We start from the raw sequence: 22,950 nt of genomic DNA, 5'->3' as shown, positions 1-22,950 counted from the left end.
AATGGGAGACGGAAATGACATTCTACAAGAGCAACTCTGATCTTGTTCCCGGCCACATCCGTGAGCTGGCAAGTGCTGTCGTCGACGGCAAGATGGACCGTCGCGAGTTCCTCGCGATGGCAACGACCTTCGGCGCATCCGCAGCCATGGCCTATGGCATGATCGGTCTTGCCATGCCTGTCGAAGCCCAGGCGCAGGAAGCCAAGAAAGGCGGCGTCCTGAAGGTCGCACAGTGGATCAAGGACCCCAAGGATCCGCGCAAGGCGGACTGGTCCGAGATCGCCAATGCCGAGCGCCAGGCGATCGAGCCACTGGTCAAGTACACCGACAAATACACCTTCGAGCCTTATCTGCTGGCCAGCTGGGAAGTGAATGACGACGCCACCGAATATGTCCTGCATGTCCGTCCGGGCGTGACCTGGTCGAACGGCGATGCGTTCAACGCCGACGACGTGATTTTCAACTTCACGCGTTGGGCCGACAAGAGCGCAGAAGGCAATTCGATGCCAGGCCGCCTCGGCACGCTGGTCGACGAGAAGACCGGCAAGCTGCGCGAGGGCTCGGTTGAGAAGGTCGACGACATGACGGTCAAGCTCAAGCTGACCACCTCCGACATCTCGATCATCCCGAATCTCTGCGATTATCCCGGCCTCATCGTCCACAAGACCTTCGATGAGAAGGGCGGCGACTTCAAAGCCTGCCCGATCGGCACCGGCCCGTTCGAGCTCGTCTCCTATGACGTCGGCTCGAAGGTGGTCTACAAGCGCCGCGAGGACAACAAGTGGTGGAACGGCGAGGTCTATCTCGACGGCGTCGAGCTGATCGACTACGGCACCGACCCGGCCGCCATGGTCAGCGCCTTCGAGGCCAACGAAGTCCACACCAACTTCGAAACCTCGGCCGACTACGTGTCGATCCTTGACGGCCTCGGTCTGGTCAAGTCGGAAGTCGTGACCGCGGCGACCATCGTCGCCCGCACCAACGTCGCCAACAAGCCCTATGACGACCAGAAGGTGCGCCAGGCGCTGCACAAGGCCGTCGACAACGCGGTCGTGCTGCAGCTCGGCTATGGCAATGCGGGTGCCGTCGCCGAAAATCACCACGTCGCGCCGATCCATCCGGAATATTTCGAGCTGCCCAAGCAGGCCCGCGATCCGGCGGCGGCCAAGGCGATGATGGCGGAAGCCGGCCAGGCCGACTTCGAGCATGAGCTGATCACCGTCGACGAGGACTGGCACAAGAACACCGGCGACGCCATCGCCGCCCAGCTGCGCGAGGCTGGCATCAAGGTCAAGCGCACCGTTCTGCCCGGCTCGACCTTCTGGAACGACTGGACGAAGTACCCGTTCTCGATGACCAACTGGAACATGCGCCCGCTCGGCGTGCAGGTCCTGGCGCTGGCCTACCGCACCGGTGAAGCCTGGAACGAAAGCGCCTGGTCGAACCCTGAGTGGGACAAGAAGCTGAACGCCGCACTTGCCGTCGCCGACGTCGCCAAGCGCAAGGAAATGATGAAGGACATCGAACAGACCCTGCAGGATTCCGGCATCATCATCCAGCCGTTCTGGCGCAAGCTCTACAACCACTCGGTCGCTGCGGTGAAGGGTGGCGGCATGCATCCGACCTTCGAGCACGATTACGGCAAGGTGTGGCTCGACGAGGCCTGAGCCGGGCCGCAATTCAGGGAGGGGTGTCCTGCACCCCTCCCGCCTTCCGCAACCGGGTTGATCGCCACGGACCCCAAACCCACAAAGGCAGGGGACGCCAATGCTATCCTTCATCTCGCGCCGCCTCGGCACCATGGCACTGACCATGCTGTGCCTGACCCTCGTGGTGTTCTTTCTCATCAATCTCGAGCCCAACCTGAAGAAGCTGGCGATCAGCCAGACCGAAATGCGCACGACGGCCGAACAGCTCGAAAGCTGGCTGCAGCGCAACGGCTACCGCCAGAACTTCTTCGTCCGCTACGGCCAGTGGCTCGGCGTCGTCCAGAAACAGCCCAATATCGACCCGGCCACCGGCCAGGCGGTGCCGCGTTTCCGCTTCTGCAACGAGGCGGCGGAGCCGACCTATTCCGGCATCCTGCAGGGCGATTTCGGCTGCTCGACCAAATTCAAGACGCCGGTTGCGACCAAGCTGTTCCCCGCACTCGGCGCCACCGGCATCCTGATGTTCTGGGTGCTCGTCACCATGGTGCCGATATCGCTGTTGATCGGCATCCTCGCCGGCATGCGCGAGGGCTCGCGCACCGACAGGACGCTGTCGGTCGCCTCGATCGCCACGACCGCGACGCCTGAATATGTCTCGGGCGTCATCTTCACCGTCATCTTCGCCTCGTGGCTGGGCTGGCTCAACGGCTCGGCGGCCTCCGCCAGCCAGGGTATCACCTTCTACAACTTCACCTTGCCCGTCATGACGCTCGCCATCTACGGCATCGGCTACATCGCCCGCATGACGCGCGCCTCGATGGTCGAGGTGATGACCCAGCAATATATCCGCACCGCCCGGCTCAAGGGTCTGTCCTTCGGCAATGTCGTGGTCAAGCACGCGCTGCGCAACGCGCTGATCGCGCCGTTCACCGTGATCATGCTGCAGTTCCCCTGGCTGCTCACTGGCGTCGTCATCGTCGAGGTGATGTTCCGCTACCAGGGGTTCGGCTACACGCTGGTCGAAGCCGCCGGCAACAACGACATCGACCTGTTGCTCGGCTGCTCGCTGGTCTCGGTCTTCATCGTGCTGATCACCCAGCTGATCTCGGATGTCGGCTACGCCTACCTCAATCCACGCATCCGCGTTCAGTAGGGAGACAGCCGCATGCAGCTCGAATATATCGGCGCCTTCCAGGTTGTCCTCGGCGTGCTCGCCCGCTTCTGGCCGGTGTGGTTGGCGATGGCCATCGTGCTGGTCGCTAGCTTCAACTTCCGCAAGCATCTCGGCCTCTACGGTCAGCTCTTCGATTCGGGCGTCGGTATCGCCGGCGTCGGCATCTGCTTCTTCTGGCTGTTCACGGCGATCTTCGCCGCCAAGGTTGCGCCCTTCGATCCGCTCAGCCAGATCCCTGTCATGAAGGACGCGCTGCCCGGTGCCATCGAACCCGCGTCGAAGCAGGTCTATCTGTTCGGCGGCGACAAGCTCGCCCGCGACGTGTTCTCGCGCATGGTATTTGGCAGCCAGATCGTGCTGATCATCGCACCTGCCGCGACCGCCTTCGCGCTGATGGTCGGCATCACGCTCGGCCTGCCGGCCGGTTATTATGGTGGACGGATCGACTCGTTCCTGTCCTTCCTCGCCAACCTCGTGCTCGCCTTCCCGGTGATCCTTCTGTTCTACCTGCTGGTCACCCCCGGCATCATGGACACGCCGATTCCCTATGCCATGGCCGGCGTGTTCTTCCTGTTCCCGATCATCTTCTTTTCTGTGCTGTTCTACACCCGCTTCAAGAGCCGGCCCGAACGTATCTACCTGCTGCTCGGGCTCACCCTGCTGCTCGGCGGCTGGGTCTATGTCGGACTGGTCTTCAACGCAGACCCGCTCGGCATCATCTCGATCGATCCCAACCAGCTCAACATCTTCGTGGCCGTCGTCTTCGCTTCCAGCCCGGGCGTGTTTCGCATCGTCCGCGGCCTGACCATGGACATCAAGACGCGCGACTACGTCGCCGCCGCACAGACCCGCGGCGAGACGCCCTGGTACATCATGCTGTGGGAGATCCTGCCCAACGCGCGTGGGCCGCTGATCGTCGATGCCTGCCTGCGCATCGGCTACACCACCATCCTGCTCGGCACGCTCGGCTATTTCGGCCTCGGCTTGGCACCCGAAAGCCCGGACTGGGGTACCGCGATCAAGGACGCCAGCCGCCTGCTGCGCTCCTTCATCCACCCGGCATTGCCGCCGACAATCGCGCTGATGTCCTTCGTGCTCGGCCTCAACCTTCTTGCCGATGCGCTGCGCGAACAATCGATGAAGGACTGAAGGAGAGCGTCATGAACGAGACCGTCAGAAACGCCACCGCCCAGGAACCGATCATCGAGATCGAAAACCTGTCGATCTCGTTCTTCACCCGTCGCGGCGAGATCCCCGCCGTTATGGACTTCTCCTGCACCGTCATGCCGGGCGAGGCGATGGGCATCGTCGGTGAAAGCGGCTGCGGCAAGTCGACAGTGTCGCTCGGCATCATGCGCGACCTCTCCAACATCGGAAAGATCGTCGGCGGCCGCATCAAGTTCCAAGGCAAGGACATGGGCGACATGTCCGAGGACGAGCTGCGCTCCATCCGTGGCAACAAGATCGCCATGATCTACCAGGAGCCGATGGCCAGCCTGAACCCGGCGATGAAGGTCGGCCAGCAGCTGATGGAAGTGCCGATGATCCACGACAAGGTGTCGAAGGAGGAGGCCTACAAACGCGCACTCGAAATGGTCCGCTCCGTCAAGCTGCCCGACCCCGAGCGCATGATGCGCTCTTTCCCGCACCAGCTCTCCGGCGGCCAGCAGCAGCGCATCGTCATTGCCATGGCGCTGCTGTCCAATCCGGCGTTGCTTTTGCTCGATGAGCCGACGACAGCGCTCGACGTCACCGTTGAGGCCGGCATCGTCCAACTGGTCAAGGGGTTGGGCAAGCAGTTCGGCACCTCGATGATCTTCGTGTCGCACAATCTCGGCCTGATCCTCGAGACCTGCGACCGCATCACGGTGATGTATTCGGGCGAGGCGGTGGAAACCGGCTCGATCAAGGACGTCTTCGACCGGATGCGCCACCCCTATACGCAAGGGCTGTTCCGCTCGATCCCGCTGCCCGGCGCCGACAAGAACTCGCGCCCGCTGGTTGCCATTCCCGGCCAGCTGCCCTTGCCGCACCAGCGTCCCAAGGGCTGCAATTTCGGCCCGCGCTGCCACCATTTCGTCGAAGGCGTCTGCAACGCCGCCGAGATCCCGATGATCCCTGTGGCCGGCCATGACGGCCATTTCAGCCGCTGTGTGCGCTTCAACGAGATCGACTGGGCTGCGATGCCGCCGGGCGCCGAAAAGAAGCACGAGCCGGTCAAGCCGGGCGCGCCGGTGCTCAAGATCGATGACCTCAAAAAATATTACCGCGTCGGCGGCAACGAGGTCTTCGGCGGAGCCGAGGGCAGGGTTGTCAAGGCCAACGAGACCATCAGTTTCGAGGCGCGCGAATCCGAAACCGTCGCCATCGTCGGCGAAAGCGGCTGCGGAAAGTCGACGCTCGCCAAGGTGCTGCTCGGCCTTGAGACCGCGAGTTCCGGCAAGGTGCTGCTCGGCAACAAGGAGATCCAGTCTACCGGCATCGAGGACCGCGACGTCGCCACCGTCGCGTCGATCCAGATGGTGTTCCAGAACCCGTTCGACACGCTCAACCCCAGCCATTCGGTGGGCTCGCAGATCGTGCGCACGCTGGAGAAGTTCAAGGTCGGCAAGACCGCCGGCGACCGCAAGCAGCGCATGCTGGAGCTGCTCGACCTCGTCAAGCTTCCACGCGCTTTCGCCGAACGCATGCCGCGCCAGCTGTCGGGCGGGCAGAAGCAGCGTATCGGCGTCGCCCGCGCCTTCGCGGGCCAAGCCAGGGTCGTCGTCGCCGACGAGCCGGTTTCTGCACTCGACGTCTCCGTTCAGGCGGCCGTGACCGAACTTCTGATGGACATCCAGCGCAAGTCGAAGACAACGATGCTGTTCATCAGCCACGATCTCAGCGTCGTGCGCTATATCGCCGACCGCGTCGTGGTCATGTATCTCGGCCACATCGTCGAGCAGGGCACCACCGACCAGATATTTTCCCCGCCCTATCACCCCTACACCGAGGCACTGCTTTCGGCGATCCCGATCGCCGACACGTCGGTGGTGAAGAAGCACATCGTGCTCGAAGGCGACATCCCCTCGGCGATGAACCCGCCGTCCGGCTGCCCGTTCCAGACCCGCTGCCGCTACAAGAGCCAGGTGCCGGGCAATCTCTGCGAAACCCAGGTGCCGCCGGTGCGCGAGTTCGGCGACGGCCACCAGATCAAGTGCCACCTCCCGCCCAGCGCCTTCGACGCCATGGAACCGGTCATCAGCCTCGGCAAGGGCGCGACTTCAGGCGCGCACGACATTACGCCGGAGGCGTGAGGGGCGGGCGGTTGGAGGAACTTGACGGGCAGGTGACACCGTCGGTTTGACCAGGTGAGAGCGTGGCGAGGTTCTCCTCGCTCGCTCTTTGAACACCAATCGCCAAGCGGAACTCCCGCAGAACGCCTAGCCGCGATCCTCTCACACCCCCCCCCCCCCCCCCCCCCCCCCCCCCCTCTGCCCTGCCGGGCATCTCCCCCACAAGGGCGGAGATCAGGGCGTCATCTGCCCTGCAACCAATCACCAACATAGCCGACAGCACGGGCAGTCCTTGCAACTTCTCAGGACGAGCGCCGCCGGCGACGTGACTAATCTCCCTCCTTATGGGGGAGATAGCCGGCAGGCCAGAGGGTGGTGTGACGGATCGCAGCGCCAAAGGTTGGCTTCTTGGGGCACGCTCGACGCTCACCTGTCAGCAACTCTGACGCGCGCAACCTGCCTTCTCCCGCATCGGATGAAAGTCTCATCAACGCCCCACCTATCCCTACGGAAGCGAACGCCCCAGAATCGTCAAATCATGACTAAAATAATCATCTTTTTTTGCGTAAAATCAAATACTTACGCAAAAAATTGACCAATTGATAAAAAAACAGAACGTGCTACGCTTCCTCAAAATGAGAATAAATTGGGGAACTGGAATGGCAGAAGGTCACTTCAAGGAAGGCATCGTCGGCGGCCGCCTTGCGCCTGCACAATACGCCGACAATTTCTCCGACCTGCACCCGCCGCTCGACCATCACGAGGCGCTGGTGGAGTCCGACCGGTGCTATTTCTGCTACGATGCGCCCTGCATGCAGGCTTGCCCGACATCGATCGATATCCCGATGTTCATCCGCCAGATTTCGACCGGCAATCCGATCGGATCGGCCAAGACGATCTTCGACCAGAACATCCTCGGCGGCATGTGCGCGCGCGTCTGCCCGACCGAAACGTTGTGCGAGGAGGTCTGCGTCCGCGAGGTCGCTGAAGGCAAGCCGGTGCAGATCGGCCGCCTGCAGCGTTATGCCACCGATGTGGCCATGGCGCAGGGCAAGCAGTTTTACAGCCGCGCCGAGCCGAGCGGCAAGACGGTCGCCATCGTCGGCGCCGGCCCGGCGGGCCTTGCCGCCGCACACCGCTTGGCGCGCCACGGCCACGACGTGACCATCCTCGAGGCGCGGCCGAAGTCGGGTGGTCTCAACGAATACGGCATTGCCGCCTACAAGAGCACCGACGATTTCGCCAAGGCCGAAGTCGACTACGTCACCGCGATCGGCGGCATCAAGACCGAGAACGGCAAGGCGCTCGGCCGCGACTACCATCTCGCCGATCTCACCGCTTCTTATGATGCGGTATTCCTCGGCCTCGGCCTTGCCGGCGTCAACGCGCTGCGCGCCGAAGGCGAGGACGCCTCGGGTGTCTCCAACGCCGTCGACTTCATTTCGACGCTGCGCCAGTCGAGCGATCTCGCGGGCCTGCCGGTCGGGCGCCGCGTAGTCGTCATCGGCGGCGGCATGACAGCGGTTGACGCTGCCGTGCAGTCCAAGCTGCTCGGAGCCGAAGAGGTGACGATCTGCTACCGCCGCGGCCAGGAGCATATGAATGCCTCGGAGTTCGAGCAGGATCTGGCGGCAGCCAATGGCGTCGTCATCCGTCACTGGCTGCAGCCGAAGAAGGTCATCTCCGAAGGCGGCAAAGTCGTCGCCATCGAACTCGAATACACTGCGATGAAGGGCGACAAGATCTCCGGCACCGGCGAGACCGTGCGCCTTGCTGCCGACCAGGTGTTCAAGGCGATCGGCCAGAGTTTCGAGCCTTCGGCGCTCAACGGCAGTGGTCCATCGGTTGCCATGGACGGCGGCCGCATCAAGGTCGACGGCGAAGGCCGCACGTCGCTCGCCAAGGTCTGGGCCGGCGGCGACTGTATTGCGGGAGGCGACGACCTGACCGTCTCGGCTGTGGCGCAAGGGCGCGACGCGGCTGAATCCATCCACCGCGCCCTGGTCGGCTGAGGGAGGACAAGATGGCAGACATCCGCAACAATTTCGTCGGCATCAAGTCGCCCAATCCGTTCTGGCTGGCGTCCGCCCCGCCGACCGACAAGGCCTACAATGTCGTCCGCGCCTTCAAGGCGGGCTGGGGCGGCGTGGTCTGGAAGACCTTGGGCGAAGAAGGCCCGCCCGTCGTCAACGTCAACGGTCCGCGCTATGGCGCGATCTGGGGCGCCGACCGGCGCCTGCTCGGCCTCAACAACATCGAGCTGATCACCGATCGCGACCTGCAGACCAATCTGCGCGAGATCAAGCAGACCAAGATGGAGTGGCCTGACCGGGCGATCGTCGTGTCGCTGATGGTGCCCTGCATCGAGGAAGCCTGGAAAGCGATCCTGCCTGTCGTCGAGGAGACCGGCGCCGACGGCATCGAGCTTAATTTCGGCTGTCCGCACGGCATGTCGGAGCGTGGCATGGGTGCCGCCGTCGGCCAGGTGCCCGAATACATCGAAATGGTTGTGCGCTGGTGTAAGGCGAACACCCGCATGCCGGTCATCACCAAGCTGACCCCCAACATCACCGATGTGCGCAAGCCGGCACGGGCGGCACTCGCGGGCGGCACCGACGCCGTGTCGCTGATCAACACCATCAATTCGATCACCGGCGTCGACCTGGACAACTTCGCGCCGATGCCGACCATCGACGGCAAGGGCTCGCATGGCGGCTATTGCGGTCCTGCGGTCAAGCCTATCGCCATGAACATGGTGGCCGAGATCGCGCGCGACCCGGAGACCGCGGGCCTGCCGATCTCCGGCATCGGCGGCATCACCACCTGGCGAGATGCTGCCGAATTCATGGCGCTGGGCGCCGGCAACGTGCAGGTCTGCACCGCCGCCATGACCTATGGCTTCAAGATCGTGCAGGAGATGATCGCCGGCCTCGAAAACTGGATGGACGAGAAGGGCCACAAGTCGCTCGACGACATCGTCGGCCGCGCCACGCCCAATGTCACCGACTGGCAGTATCTCAACCTCAATTACGTCGCCAAGGCGCATATCGACCAGGACGCCTGCATCAAGTGCGGCCGCTGCCACATCGCCTGCGAGGACACCTCGCACCAGGCAATTACCAGCATGCTCGACGGTATCAGGCATTTCGAGGTGATTGAGGAAGAGTGCGTTGGCTGCAATCTCTGCGTCAATGTCTGCCCGGTCGACGGCTGCATCACCATGGAACCGCTGGCCGTGGGCGCCATGGACAAGCGCACCGGAAAGCCGGTGTCGCCGCACTATGCCAACTGGACGACGCACCCCAACAATCCGATGGCCAAGGTGGCGGCGGAGTAGGGGCGGCAAACCATGGACGACAGGAGCGAGATCGTTGAACTCGCTCTTGCCTGGGCGGAGGCGATCATTGCCAACGATGCTGCCGCCATCGGCCCCTTGATGGCCGACGACTGGGTGATCATCGGCCCCGACGGCGCGACCGCCAGGGCGGATTTTCTTGGCCTTGTCGCCTCGGGCGATCTCACCCACGACATGACGCGTACGGTCGGCGATGCCAGGGTCGCGTTTTACGGTGCGACTGCGGTCTACACCGTCCGGGTGATCAACAACGGTCATATTCGCGGACAGCGTTTTGCTGCCGACGAATGGACAAGCGATGTCTTCGTTCGCGACGGAACCGGCTGGAAATGCGTGCTCAGCCACGTGACGCCGGCAGCGCAAGGCCAGGCCGACATCGACTGACACTCGCTCCGGCCAACTCGGCCGAGTGCCCTGCTGCGCTTGTGTCGATATCGTCGCGGCGAGCGAGGGAACAGGCGATGCGTCTGATCGGGGCTGGGGTGATGGTCGCGGCGAGCCTGCTTTCGCGTGGGGCGTGGGCCGACGATCTTCAGTCGCTCGACCTCGATGCGCTCGACAAGGCCGAGGTTGACGGCTTTCTCGGCAGATGGCGGATCCGCAACGAGGCCGGCGACAGGAGCTGCGATGTCGTGCTCGAGCGCGAGATGACCATCGGCGGCTTGCAGATCGATGTCGACCCGGCCTGCGCCAAAGCCTTTCCTGTTATGGACGAGATTGCCGCCTGGCGTCTCAAGGAAGGCTGGGCCATCGACCTCGTCGACGCCGTCAGGCAGATGCGCCTGCGTTTCTACACACCCGACGTGACCTACATCGCGGCACAGGAGATCGATGGCATCTTCACCATCGAGCAGCTGCCGAAGAAGTGAGCCGTGGACGGTTTTTCCCAGATTGTTCGCATGCGCCTATTGCGGATATTACTTATCCACGATATTATATATCCACGATAAGGAGACCACGATGAAGCTCGGTGATGGCGTGGAGGCGGCGATCCATTGTGCGGCGATGCTGGCCGGCGTCGATGGCGACGGCACGCTGCCCGCCAATGCCATGGCCGAAGCCTTCGGCCTGTCACCGAGCTACCTGCTCAAGCACTTGAAGGCGCTCACGGCGGCGAAGGTGCTGGAATCGCTGCCGGGTCCGAGTGGCGGCTACAGGCTGGCGAAGCCGGCCGAGCAGATCACGCTGCTCGACATCGTGCTGGCGGTCGAGGGCAGGGAGCCGGCGTTCCGCTGCGGCGAGATCAGGCAGAAGGGCAAATATGCCCTCGACCCCTCGGCCTATGTGAAGCCCTGCGGCATAAATGTCGCCATGCTTAAGGCCGAGCGTGCCTATCGCGCCGCACTTGCAGGCACAAAGCTGTCCGACATCGTCTCCGACTTCACCGAGAACACCGACCAGCGCATCGTTGCCGCCAGTTGCGCATTCGTCGCGCTAAACCAGCGGCCGCAAAAGAGAACCATCAACGAAAGGAAGATACCGTGAAACCAAGGATGAATTTCTACACCGCTGCACCCGACCTGACGAAGCTCTTGGTCTCGCTCAACACCGCAATCAATGAATGCGGCCTCGAGCACAGCCTGCTGCACCTGATCAAATTGCGCGCATCGCAGATCAACGGCTGCTCCTATTGCGTCGACATGCACAGCCGCGAGGCCAAGCAGGATGGCGAGACCGAGCAGCGCCTCTGGCTCGTTGCGGCATGGAAGGAATCGCCGCTTTTCAGCGAGCGTGAGCGCATGGCCTTTGCCTGGACAGAAGCGGTCACCAACATTGCGGATGCCGGTGTTCCGGCCGAGCTTTATGCCGAGGGGCAAAAGCACTTCTCCGGTGAGGAACTGGTCAAGCTCACCATGGCGGTCGGTATGATCAATACCTGGAACCGGCTTTGCGTGACGTTCCATGCCGTCCATCCGGTCGCCGACGCCAAGGCCGCCTGAGTTTTCCAGCCTTCCCAAAAAATCAGACGTATTTTCAGCGGTCGCCGATGGCGGCCGCGCAAGGAGCTGTGCATGTTCGAAACTGATATTTCCGTGCTTACTGCAGTCGGCCGTCTTTTGCTCGGCGGCGCCTTCGTCTTTGCCGGACTGCGCAACATTACCAACACCAAGCTTTTGTCTGGCATGATGACTGCGCGCGGCGTACCGCAGGCCCATCTCGTCTTATGGGCCGGGATCATTCTGCAAATCGTCGCCGGCCTGATGCTGGTCGTCGGCTTTCACGCCGCCTATGCGGCCGCGGCCCTGATCGTGTTCCTGATTGCCGGGACGCTGATGTTCAACAATTTCTGGGATCATCAGGGCCCGGATCGCGCCTCGCGAATCAATGGCGTGGTCAGCAACGTGGCGCTGGCCGGCAGTTTTCTGATGGTGATCGCAACAGGCGGTTAAGCTGCTTTGCAGCGAAGGAACAGATTCAATCTGTGCTGCCAAGTCATGCCAGAAAAAGTGCTTTCCTGATTTGAGAAAGGCCTGTGGTCAGCGGCGTTGCGCTCTTCAAACAAGGTGAAATCACCTTGTCCGGACACGAAAACGCCTGCATCGGGACGCCTCTCATGTTTCAATGAACGCTGCAGCCTGTCCTCATTGGCGGGCCGCCAAGCCGACGGCGAAGACGAGACACGCCATGACCAGAACGCCCAAGAAAAGCGAAACGCTGGAAATCCGGATTCCGCACGAAACCAAGCAGGCCCTGATGGCCCGCAGTCGGGCAGAGGGGAGGCCGGCCAGCGAGGTCGTGCGCGGTTTCATCGACGCCTATCTGTCCGAAGCGGCATGTTCAACCCCCTCAGCATGGGACAGAAACATGACCAGACTTCGCCTCTACGCCCGGCCATCCATGGCCCTTTTTGCCACCCTCGTCGCCGTAGGCGGCGTCGGGCTCGCCGTCTCGCCAGCCACCGCACTGCCGGACCTCCAGGTCGCTTTCAAGGAAGCCGACGCCGATGGCAATGGCGCGCTCAGCGCCGACGAGTTTGGCGGAACATTGTCAAGAACCTTCCGGATCGGGCCAGCGGCCAATACGGCCGAACCGCCGGCACCGCCCAAGGCTGACAAGGCCCAGCCGGGACTGATGTTCGTCATGTGTGCGGCACCCGAGACGGGGGACAAGCCGGTGGTATTGTCAGTGCGCGTGCCCGACAGCGGCGGCGCCAAGGATCGCGCCGGCCAGTTCAGGTCAACGGCGACGGCAAGCTGAACTTCGAGGAGTTCGAGGCGCATCACCGGGCGCTGGTCGACCGGGCCTTCGCTGCCGTCGACGCTGACAAGGACGGCTTCCTGTCGCCGGGAGAGGTCGGTGGTGACGGCGATCGCGCTGATCTCGTTGCCGCCTTCGACCGCGACGCCGACGGCAGATTGTCGCCCCAGGAGTTCATGGCGCCGAAGGAGTAGTGGGTGACGGCGCTCCGGCCGCCGTGGCTGGAGTGCCAAACCGTCCCAAGGACGCGCAATCGCGCCTCCGAGAGAAGACCCACGGCCTTGTGTTCGAGCAGGATCGCTGGAAATGACACGGAAGTGGCGTGATAGCGCGGTCAGCCAGCCTTCGGCTTGAGCCCTTCGAGGAACAGCTGTTCGAGAAATCGGGCGGCATCCTCGAAACGGCCGTCGCCGCCACGGTCCGGGCCGAGCACGGCGCGGACCTGGACGTCGAAATCGGCATAATGCTGGGTCGTCGCCCAGATCGAGAAGATCAGGTGCCAGGGGTCTGTCCTGGCGATCTTGCCGGCCCGCATCCAGCCTTTGATGACCTCGGCCTTCTCGTCGACGAGTTCCTTCAGCTCGCCCTCCAGCATCGGCATGATGCGCGGCGCGCCTTGCAGGATTTCATTGGCGAAGAGCCGGCTCTCGCGCGGATAGTCGCGCGCCATTTCGAGCTTGCGCCTGATGTAGCTGCGCAACTCGGTCATCGGGTCGCCGATGTTGTCGAGCTCCTTCAGCGGCGCGAGCCAAGTGTCGAGCAGCCGGTGCATCAGTGTCTCGTGGATGTCTTCCTTGCGCCTGAAGTAATAGAGCAAATTGGGCTTCGACATGCCCGCCGCCTCAGCGATCTGGTCGATGGTCGAGCCACGGAAGCCGTTGGTCGAAAACACCTCCAGGGCGGCTTCGAGGATGACCTCACGCTTCTCTTTCTGGATGCGGGTGCGGCCGCGCGGAGTCGAGCCTTCCATGGTCATGACATCCCGCATTGGAGGGTGGACGGAGATCGCATCTGGACCAATCCGCTGGACCAGTTCTTGCCGACCTGTGGAGCGCGCCTCAGAAGCCGCATTTCCGGTAGTAATCCCTTGACCGCCAATGCGGCGGTGCTAACGTTTGTCCATTCGGTCAAAAAATTGCGTAGCATGAAAACGCACCGAAGACCAAGCGTTGGCCGTACCTAAACAGGGGAAGAAAGGAAAGCTTGGTCATGTCGGACAGGCTCAAAGTTACGCCCAACGATCTCAGCGCATTCTGGATGCCGTTCACCTCGAACCGGCAGTTCAAGCAGTCGCCGCGCATGATGGTTGCGGCCAAGGACATGCATTACACCTCGAGCGACGGCCGCAAGGTTCTCGACGGCACCGCCGGTCTCTGGTGCGTCAATGCCGGCCACTGCCGGCCCAAGATCACCGAGGCGATCCAGAAGCAGGCGGCAGAGCTCGACTATGCGCCGGCCTTCCAGATGGGTCACCCGATCGTCTTCGAGCTGGCCAACCGCCTCGTCGACATTGCGCCCAAGGGCATGGACCACGTCTTCTTCACCAATTCCGGTTCGGAATCGGTCGAAACCGCGCTCAAGATGGCGCTGGCCTATCACCGGGTGAAGGGCGACGGCGCGCGCACCCGCCTGATCGGCCGCGAACGCGGCTATCATGGCGTCAATTTCGGCGGCATCTCGGTCGGCGGCATCGTCACCAACCGCAAGATGTTCGGCACGCTGCTTGGCGGCGTCGACCACATGCCGCACACCCACCTGCCGGCCAAGAACGCCTTTACCAAGGGCGAGCCGGAATATGGCGCAGAATTGGCCGACGAACTCGAGCGCATCGTCACGCTGCATGACGCCTCGACAATCGCCGCCGTCATCGTCGAGCCGGTCGCCGGCTCCACCGGCGTGCTGATCCCGCCGAAGGGTTATCTGCAGAAGCTGCGCGACATCTGCACCAAACACGGCATCCTGTTGATCTTCGACGAGGTCATCACCGGGTTCGGCCGTCTCGGCACGCCGTTCGCGGCCGACTATTTCGGCGTCATCCCCGACATCATCACCACCGCCAAGGGCGTCTCCAACGGCGTCATCCCGATGGGTGCCGTGTTCGTGAAGAAGGAGATCCACGACGCCTTCATGACCGGCCCCGAGCATATGATCGAGTTCTTCCACGGCTACACCTATTCGGGCAATCCGATTGCCTCGGCCGCGGCACTCGCCACGCTCGACACCTACAAGGAAGAGGGCCTTTTGACCCGCGGCGCGGAGCTTGCATCCTACTGGGAGGAGGCGCTGCATTCGCTCAAGGGCGAGCCGCATGTCATCGACATCCGCAACATCGGCCTGATCGGCGCGATCGAGCTGCAGCCGATGGCTGGCGCGCCGACCAAACGTGCCTTCTCGGCCTTCGTCAAGGCGTTCGAGCGTGGCGCGCTGATCCGCACGACCGGCGACATCATCGCCCTGTCGCCGCCGCTGATCATCACCAAGGGCCAGATCAACGAGCTGATCGACCACGTCCGGGAAGTGCTGAGGATGGTGGATTGACCTACCAGGCGCGGCAGCAGGCGACGAGCGAAGTGCTCGTCGACGACGACAGGGTCCGCGTCACGCGCTGGGATTTCGATCCCGGCGCGGAAACGCGTTGGCACCGCCATGGCATGGACTATGTCGTAACGACGATCACGCCTTGCGCTTTCCTGCTGAAAGAGCCCGGCGGCGGCACGCGACGCGTCGACATGGCTGCCGGCGTCGCCTATAGGCGCGACGAGGGCGTCGAGCACAATGTGGTCAATGCCGGCGACAAGCCAATGTCGTTCGTTGAAGTCGAGTTGAAAGCATAAGGGTCCGAACCATGTCCGCACCAGGCGAAAATCTACGAATCAATTCAGAGCGTTTGTGGGATTCGCTGATGGAAATGGCGAAGATTGGCCCCGGCATTGCCGGCGGCAACAATCGCCAGACCCTGACCGACGAGGACGGCGAGGGCCGCCACCTGTTCAAGAAATGGTGCGACGCGGCCGGGCTTGAAATGGGCGTCGACGAGATGGGCACGATGTTTGCCCGTCGCGAAGGCACCGATCCCGATGCGCTGCCGGTGTATGTCGGCAGCCATCTCGACACCCAGCCGACGGGCGGCAAGTTCGATGGCGTGCTCGGCGTGCTTGGCGGCCTCGAAGTGATGCGCACGCTCAACGACCTCGGCATCAAGACCAGGCATCCGATCGTCGTCGCCAACTGGACCAACGAGGAAGGCACGCGTTTTGCCCCCGCCATGCTGGCATCTGGCGTATTCGCCGGCGTGCTCGACCAGGATTATGCCTACGCACGCACCGACGCCCATGGCGCGCGCTTCGGCGACGAGCTCGAGCGCATCGGCTGGAAGGGCACCGAGAAGGTCGGCGCCCGCAAGATGAAGGCCTTCTTCGAGCTGCATATCGAGCAGGGGCCGATCCTCGAGGACGAGGACATCGACATCGGCGTCGTCACCCACGGCCAGGGCCTGAAGTGGCTGCAGGTGACGCTGACGGGGCGTGAGGCCCATACCGGCTCGACGCCGATGTACAAGCGCCGCAATGCCGGGCTCGGTATGGCGCGGGTGACCGAGCTGGTGCATGAGATCGCCATGGACTACCAGCCCGACGCCGTCGGCGCCGTCGGCCACATGGAGGTCTATCCGAACTCGCGTAACATCATCGCCGGGCGAACCGTCTTCACCATCGACATCCGCTCGCCGGAGAAGGAAGTGCTCGACGCCATGGACGGGCGCATCCGCGAGGGCATCGCCACGATCTGCGAGGCGCTTGATATCTCCTACGAGATCGAGCAGGTCGGCCATTTCGACCCGGTCGCCTTCGATGAGAGCTGCGTCAAGGCCGTGCGCGACGCCGCCGAGCGGCTCGGCTACAGCCACCGCGACATCGTTTCGGGTGCCGGCCACGACGCCTGCTGGATAAACCGCGTCGCGCCGACGGCGATGGTGTTCTGCCCATGTGTCGACGGGCTGAGCCACAACGAAGACGAAGAGATCTATCCGGAATGGGCCGCCGCTGGTTGCGACGTGCTGTTCCACGCCGTGGTCGAGACCGCGGAGATCGTTGAGTGATTCTTTGGGCCGACATCTCCACGCTCGCAGCCCTTTCCCATCACGGGGAAGGGCGGCTTGCGCTTGGCCTGCGTGGAGTGTCTGCCGTTACATGATGTGAAACTTTGCTGAAGCGCTCGCAAAGAAGCGCGGCAACAATAGGGGAACTGAACAATGACCAAAGTCATCCGAAACGGCACCATCGTAACGGCCGACCGGACGTGGAAGGCCGACGTGTTGATCCAGCATGGCAAGATCGTCGCCATCGGCGAGAACCTGCATGCCGACCACGAGTTCGACGCCACTGGCTGCTACGTCATGCCCGGGGGCATCGACCCACACACCCATCTCGAAATGCCGTTCATGGGTACTTATTCGGCCGACGACTTCGAGAGCGGCACACGCGCGGCGCTGTCCGGCGGCACGACCATGGTTGTCGATTTCTGCTTGCCGTCGCCTGGCCAGTCGCTGCTCGAAGCGCTGCAGATGTGGGACAACAAGACCTCCAAGGCCTGCTCCGACTACTCGTTCCACATGGCGATCACCTGGTGGGGCGAGCAGGTGTTCAACGAGATGGCTCAGGTGGTCGACAAGGGCATTACCTCGTTCAAGCACTTCATGGCCTACAAGGGCGCGCTGATGGTCGACGACGACGAGATGTATTCGTCGTTCAAGCGTTGCGCCGAGCTCGGCGCGCTGCCGCTGGTCCATGCCGAAAACGGCGACGTCGTCGCCCAGCTGTCGGCCAAGTTGCTGGCCGAAGGCAATAACGGCCCCGAGGCGCATGCCTATTCGCGGCCGCCCGAGGTCGAGGGCGAGGCGACCAACCGCGCCATCATGATCGCCGATATGGTGGGCTCGCCGCTCTATGTCGTGCACACCTCCTGCGAGCAGGCGCATGAGGCGATCCGCCGGGCCCGCCAGAAGGGCATGCGCGTCTATGGCGAGCCGCTGATCCAGCATCTGGTGCTCGACGAGACCGAATATTTCAACAAGGACTGGGATCACGCCGCACGCCGGGTGATGAGCCCGCCCTTCCGCAACAAGCTGCATCAGGATTCGCTGTGGGCCGGCCTCCAGGCGGGTTCTCTCCAGGTGGTGGCTACCGACCATTGCTCGTTCACGACGGCGCAGAAGCGCACCGGCGTCGGCAATTTCACCAAGATTCCCAATGGCACCGGTGGTCTTGAGGACCGCATGCCGGTTCTGTGGACCAAGGGCGTCAACACCGGCCGGCTGACGATGAACGAGTTCGTGGCAGTGACCTCGACCAACATCGCCAAGATCCTCAACATGTACCCGAAGAAGGGCGCCATCGTCGAAGGCGCTGACGCCGACATTATCGTCTGGGATCCCAAGCGCAAGAAGACCATCGCCGCCAAGACCCAGCAGTCGGTGATCGACTACAACGTCTTCGAGGGCATCGAGCTGACCGGCCTGCCGCGCTTCGTCTTCACCCGCGGCGAACTGGCGATCCAGGAGCACGAGGTCAAGGCGCATCCCGGCCATGGCGAGTTCGTCGCGCGCGAGCCGCATGCAGCTGTCAACCGGGCGCTGTCGCAGTGGAAGGAGATCACCGCGCCGCGCAAGGTCGAACGCACGGGCATCCCGGCGACCGGAGTGTAGGCCCCTGCGGTTCGCAGGCTATTTCCATGTACCGAACAGGGATGGCGACCGCGTGGCGGTCGCAAGGATGGCACCGGGACGACAACCGGGTTCTGCAAGCCAGCAAAAACATCCCGATCAAGTGGACGCCTACCTCAACTTCGGAGAGGATGGCATGATGTGGGGTAAAGTCGGGCAATGCTCATGACAGTCAATCAAGCCACGGCGACGCGTGTCGATCAGAACGCCGTCGTCGAAGCCAGACAACTGGGGCTGACCTTCCAGACCAATGACGGCCCGGTGCGGGCGCTGTCGGACGTCAATCTGACCATCAACAAGGGCGAGTTCGTCTCCTTTATCGGCCCTTCGGGCTGTGGCAAGACGACGTTCCTGCGTGTCATCGCCGATCTCGAGCAGCCGACGGAAGGGAAGATTTCGATCAACGGCATGTCGCCCGAGCAGGCGCGCGAGGCGCGCGCCTATGGCTACGTGTTCCAGGCGGCCGCATTGTTTCCGTGGCGGACCATCGAGAGCAATGTCGGCCTGCCGCTCGAGATTATCGGCCTGCCCAGGGCCGAGCAGCAGGAGCGCATCAAGCGTACGCTCGACCTCGTCAACCTCTCCGGCTTCGAAAAGAAGTACCCTTGGCAGCTTTCCGGCGGTATGCAGCAGCGCGCCTCGATCGCACGCGCGCTGGCCTTCGACGCCGACCTATTGCTGATGGACGAGCCGTTCGGCGCACTCGACGAGATCGTGCGTGACCATCTCAACGAACAGCTGCTCCGGTTGTGGCGGCAGACCAACAAGACGATCTGCTTCGTCACCCACTCGATCCCCGAGGCTGTCTACCTCTCGACCCGCATCGTCGTGATGTCGCCACGCCCGGGCCGGGTCACCGACGTGATCGAGTCGACGCTGCCCAGGGAAAGGCCGCTCGACATCCGCGAGAGCCCGGAATTCCTGGCGATCGCCGCGCGCGTCCGCGACGGGCTCAGGGCAGGGCACAGCTATGAGGATTGAAGATGGGCGCGCGTGACGATATCGATTTGCTTACTACTAGCTGTGATCTGCTCCTGCCTCTAATTGACGAGAAAGAGCATCAAGCGATTGAAGCTCTCTCTGAATCTGGCAGTACAGTAGCCGTCAACTCGCTTCGAGCGCTTCGCGTGCAGCGGACAGTGATCTCAGTAGGAATGTTTTCCGCATACGAAGCCGTTCTTCAGGATGAGTTCGGATTTGGAGATTACGCTTTCCAAGATTTGGAGAAGCTTCTGATGAAGCTCGGACGCAAGGATGTGGTTGAAGTTTTTGTAAATTATAAGCTGGCAATTAACGTTCTGAAGCATGGCAAAGGTAAGTCTTACGACCAGCTTTTGAGCCGACATTCTATGTTGGATTTCGATGTTCGAGGCGATGGATCCGATTTCGACGAAGAGGGAGATGTAACTGACGGTCAGTTCCTAGTTCGGGTTGATAGTCACTTTGTGCGAAGATGTGCTGAGGTGATTGAACAATCACTTGAAGTGGCTAGGGATTGAGCCACAATGGATCGTGTTCGAGACCGGGTCGTGCCCGTCATCACCATCCTCGCTGTCATCGTCGTCGCCTGGTATGCCTTCGCCGTCTTCATGAACGCACCGTTCCAGCGCGATCTCGACCGACGGGCGGGCGAGACGCCGACGACAATGGAATTCATCGGCAAGACGCTGTCGCAGCCCAAGCCGACGATGCCCGCACCGCACCAGGTGGCGCAGAACTTCTTTGAAAACACCTTCCTCAGGAAGGTCACCAGTGCGCGCAGTCTCGTCTACCACTCGTGGGTGACGCTGTCATCGACGCTGCTCGGCTTTACCTTCGGCACGGCACTGGGCATCCTGATCGCCGTCGGCATCGTGCATGTGATCGCGCTCGACCGCAGCCTGATGCCGTGGATCATCGCTTCGCAGACGATCCCGATCCTTGCGGTGGCGCCGATGATCATCGTCGTTCTGGCGGCAATCGGCATTACCGGGCTGATCCCCAAGGCGCTGATTTCGACCTATCTGTCGTTCTTCCCTGTCGCCGTGGGCATGGTGAAGGGGCTGCGTTCGCCCGATCTCATGCACCTCGACCTGATGCATACCTACAATGCGAGTGCGTCGCAGACCTTCTGGAAGCTGCGCGTCCCGGCTTCGGTGCCGTTCCTGTTTGCCTCGATGAAAGTGGCGGTGGCGGCAAGCCTGGTCGGCGCCATCGTCGGTGAACTGCCAACGGGAGCGGTTGCGGGCATCGGCGCAAAACTGCTCGCGGGCTCCTACTACAGCCAGACCATCGACATGTGGGCAGCGCTCGTCGCCGGATCGGTGGTGGCGGCAATGCTGGTGGTGCTGGTGGGGATCGTCGGCAAGATTGTCGAACGCTCGATGGGTGGGAGGCCGGCATGATGAACTCCAAGCCGTCCTGGCAGGTCGGGCTGGCGGTGCTGCTTTGCGCCGTAGCCATGGCGACAATGCCGATGCTCGCCACGGAGGCTACGGCACCGATGTCGAGAGGCACGACGTCACTTGTCATCGGGCTGATCGCATTGAGCGGCGTTGCCTCCTTCGCCATGTTTACCGGCATCGCCAGTGCCGCCCTGCTGTTCGTCGGCGCGCATGGCGCTGCCTGGTTGCTGATCGCGGGTGTTGCGGGCAATGAAGGCATGGCGCGCCTGCCATACTTCCTGCTGCTTGCCGCCGCCTGGCTGCTGGCCTGGCGTTGCGTCGCCGTGCTGTCGGCAGTCCGCCCGGTGTCGAAACAGGCAAGGACGTTGCTCAGGCTGCTGATCCCGGCGATCTTCGGGGCGTGGATCCTGATCATATGGGAGGCGGTGACCCGCGGAGCGGGCATCCCCTTCATCCTGTTGCCGCCGCCGAGCGCAATTGCCGCGCGCATCGGCGCATCGCTACCGACCCTTGCCGCCGACGTGCGCCAGACGATCTTCAAGGCGGTTCTGTTCGGCTACGTCGTCGGCTGCGCCTCGGGCTTCCTCGTCGCGATCCTGGCCGACCGCGTGCCGTTCCTGCGCCGCGGGCTCCTGCCGATTGGCAACATGGTATCGGCGCTGCCGATCATCGGCGTGGCGCCCATCATGGTGATCTGGTTCGGCTTCGAGTGGCAGTCGAAGGCCGCCGTGGTCATCATCATGACCTTCTTCCCGATGCTGGTGAACACCGTTGCCGGCCTCGCCGCATCGGGCCACATGGAGCGCGACCTGATGCGCACCTATGCGTCCAGCTACTGGCAGACGCTGTTCAAGCTGCGCCTGCCGGCCGCCGCCCCCTTCATCTTCAATGCGTTGAAGATCAACTCAACGCTGGCGCTTATCGGCGCCATCGTCGCCGAATTCTTCGGCACGCCGATCGTCGGCATGGGCTTCCGCATCTCGACCGAGATCGGGCGCATGAATGTCGACATGGTCTGGGCGGAGATCGCTGTTGCGGCTCTGGCCGGTTCCGTCTTCTATGGCGTGGTCGCCCTGATCGAGAGGGCCACCACTTTCTGGCATCCGTCTGTCCGTGGTGGGCGGGCGTGACCTGAGCTCCTTGGGCGGGGCCGCGGTCCAACTTCAGAGGGAAAGAAGAAGATGAAAAGACTGATGGTATCGTTGATGGCGGGAGCGATGTCGCTGGCCGCAGCACAAGCGGCACTCGCCGCCGACAAGGTGACGCTGCAGCTCAAATGGGTGACCCAGTCGCAATTCGCCGGCTACTACGTCGCTAAGGAGAAGGGCTTCTACGGCGAGGAAAACCTCGACGTCGACATCAAGCCGGGCGGTCCCGACATTGCGCCCGAGCAGGTGATCGCCGGCGGCGGTGCCGACGTCATCGTCGACTGGATGGGCGGCGCGCTCGCCGCCCGCGAGAAGGGTGTCGGCCTGGTCAACATCGCCCAGCCCTACAAGAAGGCCGGCATGGAGCTGGTCTGCCCGAAGGACGGCCCGGTCAAGACCGAAGCCGACTTCAAGGGCAAGACGCTGGGCGTCTGGTTCTTCGGCAATGAATATCCGTTCTTCGCCTGGATGAACAAGCTTGGCCTCAAGACCGAGGGCGGCGCCGATGGCGTGACGGTGCTGAAGCAGAGCTTCGACGTGCAGCCGTTGATTCAGAAGCAGGCCGACTGCATCTCGGTCATGACCTACAACGAGTACTGGCAGCTGATCGACGCCGGCTTCAAGCCGGAAGAGCTGACTGTCTTCAACTACACCGCCATGGGCAACGATCTGCTCGAGGATGGCCTCTATGCCATGGAAGACAAGCTCAAGGATCCGGCCTTCGAAGACAAGATGGTTCGCTTCGTGCGCGCCTCGATGAAGGGCTGGAAATATGCCGTCGACAATCCAGACGAGGCTGCCGGTATCGTCGTCGACAATGGCGGCCAGGACGAAAACCACCAGAAGCGCATGATGGGCGAGGTGGCCAAGCTGATCGACAATGCCGATGGCAAGCTGATCGAGGCGGCCTACAAGCGCACCGCCGACGCGCTGCTGGCACAGAAAATCATCACCAAGGAGCCTTCGGGCGCCTGGACTTCGGCAATCACCGACAAGGCGATCAAGTAAGCTTTTGGATGATCGGAGATCGGAAAGGGGGCGGGCGACC

23 protein-coding genes are annotated in these 22,950 nt (G+C 62.7%); 22 read left to right on the top strand and 1 reads right to left on the bottom strand.

Annotated features, from left to right (window positions below; all coding sequences use genetic code 11):
* Window positions 1–14 precede the first annotated feature (14 nt).
* From Amn_RS18840 to Amn_RS18780, 13 genes are all read left to right on the top strand, one after another.
* A complete protein-coding gene (locus tag Amn_RS18840) occupies window positions 15–1,667 on the top strand; it encodes an ABC transporter substrate-binding protein (protein ID WP_263006595.1) in 1,653 nt (550 codons plus the stop codon).
* 100 nt (window positions 1,668–1,767) lie between these two features.
* Window positions 1,768–2,802 carry an ABC transporter permease gene (locus tag Amn_RS18835; protein WP_154386329.1) on the top strand — a complete coding sequence of 345 codons (1,035 nt, stop codon included), beginning with the start codon at window positions 1,768–1,770 and terminating at the stop codon, window positions 2,800–2,802.
* 12 nt (window positions 2,803–2,814) lie between these two features.
* The gene (locus Amn_RS18830; protein WP_067960251.1) at window positions 2,815–3,972 is read left to right on the top strand and encodes an ABC transporter permease; all 1,158 of its coding nucleotides are present in this window, start codon (window positions 2,815–2,817) and stop codon (window positions 3,970–3,972) included.
* An 11-nt stretch (window positions 3,973–3,983) separates the two neighbouring features.
* On the top strand, window positions 3,984–6,119 hold the full coding sequence (locus Amn_RS18825) for a dipeptide ABC transporter ATP-binding protein (RefSeq protein ID WP_154386328.1): 2,136 nt from the start codon (window positions 3,984–3,986) through the stop codon (window positions 6,117–6,119).
* 638 nt (window positions 6,120–6,757) lie between these two features.
* The gene (locus Amn_RS18820) at window positions 6,758–8,110 is read left to right on the top strand and encodes an NAD(P)-dependent oxidoreductase (RefSeq protein ID WP_286290897.1); all 1,353 of its coding nucleotides are present in this window, start codon (window positions 6,758–6,760) and stop codon (window positions 8,108–8,110) included.
* Window positions 8,111–8,121: 11 nt separating this feature from the next.
* A complete protein-coding gene (gene preA / locus Amn_RS18815; RefSeq protein ID WP_286290896.1) occupies window positions 8,122–9,435 on the top strand; it encodes an NAD-dependent dihydropyrimidine dehydrogenase subunit PreA in 1,314 nt (437 codons plus the stop codon).
* A gap of 12 nt (window positions 9,436–9,447) precedes the next feature.
* Window positions 9,448–9,837: a nuclear transport factor 2 family protein gene (locus tag Amn_RS18810; protein WP_286290895.1), complete on the top strand. Its 390-nt coding sequence runs from the start codon at window positions 9,448–9,450 to the stop codon at window positions 9,835–9,837.
* A 77-nt stretch (window positions 9,838–9,914) separates the two neighbouring features.
* Complete coding sequence (locus Amn_RS18805) at window positions 9,915–10,322, top strand: AprI/Inh family metalloprotease inhibitor (RefSeq protein ID WP_286290894.1); 408 nt, start codon at window positions 9,915–9,917, stop codon at window positions 10,320–10,322.
* 91 nt (window positions 10,323–10,413) lie between these two features.
* A complete protein-coding gene (locus Amn_RS18800) occupies window positions 10,414–10,938 on the top strand; it encodes an RrF2 family transcriptional regulator (RefSeq protein ID WP_154386326.1) in 525 nt (174 codons plus the stop codon).
* A gap of 8 nt (window positions 10,939–10,946) precedes the next feature.
* Window positions 10,947–11,393, top strand: coding sequence for a carboxymuconolactone decarboxylase family protein (locus Amn_RS18795; protein ID WP_210283696.1), 447 nt, complete (start codon window positions 10,947–10,949; stop codon window positions 11,391–11,393).
* Window positions 11,394–11,465: 72 nt separating this feature from the next.
* Window positions 11,466–11,843 (top strand): DoxX family protein, encoded by a 378-nt coding sequence (locus Amn_RS18790; protein WP_263006602.1) that lies wholly within the window; start codon window positions 11,466–11,468, stop codon window positions 11,841–11,843.
* 415 nt (window positions 11,844–12,258) lie between these two features.
* Window positions 12,259–12,651, top strand: coding sequence for an EF-hand domain-containing protein (locus Amn_RS18785; protein ID WP_286298235.1), 393 nt, complete (start codon window positions 12,259–12,261; stop codon window positions 12,649–12,651).
* Window positions 12,537–12,845, top strand: coding sequence for an EF-hand domain-containing protein (locus tag Amn_RS18780; RefSeq protein WP_286290893.1), 309 nt, complete (start codon window positions 12,537–12,539; stop codon window positions 12,843–12,845). Before Amn_RS18785 ends, Amn_RS18780 begins: the two co-directional genes overlap by 115 nt.
* A gap of 140 nt (window positions 12,846–12,985) precedes the next feature.
* Here the strand turns inward: Amn_RS18780 and Amn_RS18775 are convergent, their stop codons facing one another.
* Window positions 12,986–13,621 carry a TetR family transcriptional regulator C-terminal domain-containing protein gene (locus Amn_RS18775; protein WP_154386372.1) on the bottom strand — a complete coding sequence of 212 codons (636 nt, stop codon included), beginning with the start codon at window positions 13,619–13,621 and terminating at the stop codon, window positions 12,986–12,988.
* Between the two features lie 239 nt (window positions 13,622–13,860).
* Here Amn_RS18775 and aptA point away from each other — a divergent pair, with 239 nt between their 5' ends.
* The 9 genes from aptA (at window position 13,861) to Amn_RS18730 (ending at window position 22,910) form a co-directional block, all read left to right on the top strand.
* Window positions 13,861–15,189 carry an omega-aminotransferase AptA gene (gene aptA / locus Amn_RS18770; protein ID WP_067960270.1) on the top strand — a complete coding sequence of 443 codons (1,329 nt, stop codon included), beginning with the start codon at window positions 13,861–13,863 and terminating at the stop codon, window positions 15,187–15,189.
* Complete coding sequence (locus Amn_RS18765) at window positions 15,186–15,485, top strand: cupin domain-containing protein (protein WP_286290892.1); 300 nt, start codon at window positions 15,186–15,188, stop codon at window positions 15,483–15,485. The genes aptA and Amn_RS18765 overlap by 4 nt, the downstream gene beginning before the upstream one ends.
* Before the next feature lie 11 nt (window positions 15,486–15,496).
* Window positions 15,497–16,747, top strand: coding sequence for a Zn-dependent hydrolase (locus Amn_RS18760; RefSeq protein ID WP_067960275.1), 1,251 nt, complete (start codon window positions 15,497–15,499; stop codon window positions 16,745–16,747).
* A 153-nt stretch (window positions 16,748–16,900) separates the two neighbouring features.
* Window positions 16,901–18,352: a dihydropyrimidinase gene (gene hydA, locus Amn_RS18755; RefSeq protein WP_263006605.1), complete on the top strand. Its 1,452-nt coding sequence runs from the start codon at window positions 16,901–16,903 to the stop codon at window positions 18,350–18,352.
* 177 nt (window positions 18,353–18,529) lie between these two features.
* Window positions 18,530–19,351, top strand: a complete 822-nt coding sequence (locus Amn_RS18750) for an ABC transporter ATP-binding protein (protein WP_286290891.1) — start codon at window positions 18,530–18,532, stop codon at window positions 19,349–19,351.
* Between the two features lie 2 nt (window positions 19,352–19,353).
* Window positions 19,354–19,869 carry a hypothetical protein gene (locus Amn_RS18745; RefSeq protein ID WP_286290890.1) on the top strand — a complete coding sequence of 172 codons (516 nt, stop codon included), beginning with the start codon at window positions 19,354–19,356 and terminating at the stop codon, window positions 19,867–19,869.
* 6 nt (window positions 19,870–19,875) lie between these two features.
* On the top strand, window positions 19,876–20,754 hold the full coding sequence (locus Amn_RS18740; protein ID WP_154386322.1) for an ABC transporter permease: 879 nt from the start codon (window positions 19,876–19,878) through the stop codon (window positions 20,752–20,754).
* Complete coding sequence (locus Amn_RS18735; RefSeq protein WP_502874730.1) at window positions 20,751–21,884, top strand: ABC transporter permease; 1,134 nt, start codon at window positions 20,751–20,753, stop codon at window positions 21,882–21,884. The genes Amn_RS18740 and Amn_RS18735 overlap by 4 nt, the downstream gene beginning before the upstream one ends.
* 51 nt (window positions 21,885–21,935) lie before the next feature.
* Complete coding sequence (locus Amn_RS18730; RefSeq protein WP_067960286.1) at window positions 21,936–22,910, top strand: ABC transporter substrate-binding protein; 975 nt, start codon at window positions 21,936–21,938, stop codon at window positions 22,908–22,910.
* Window positions 22,911–22,950: the final 40 nt, after the last annotated feature.

This window comes from Aminobacter sp. Y103A (genome assembly GCF_030294925.1).
Taxonomy (GTDB): domain Bacteria; phylum Pseudomonadota; class Alphaproteobacteria; order Rhizobiales; family Rhizobiaceae; genus Aminobacter; species Aminobacter ciceronei.
The sequence above is the reverse complement of the archived record's forward strand: the minus strand, read 5'-3'. Positions and strand labels throughout refer to the sequence as shown.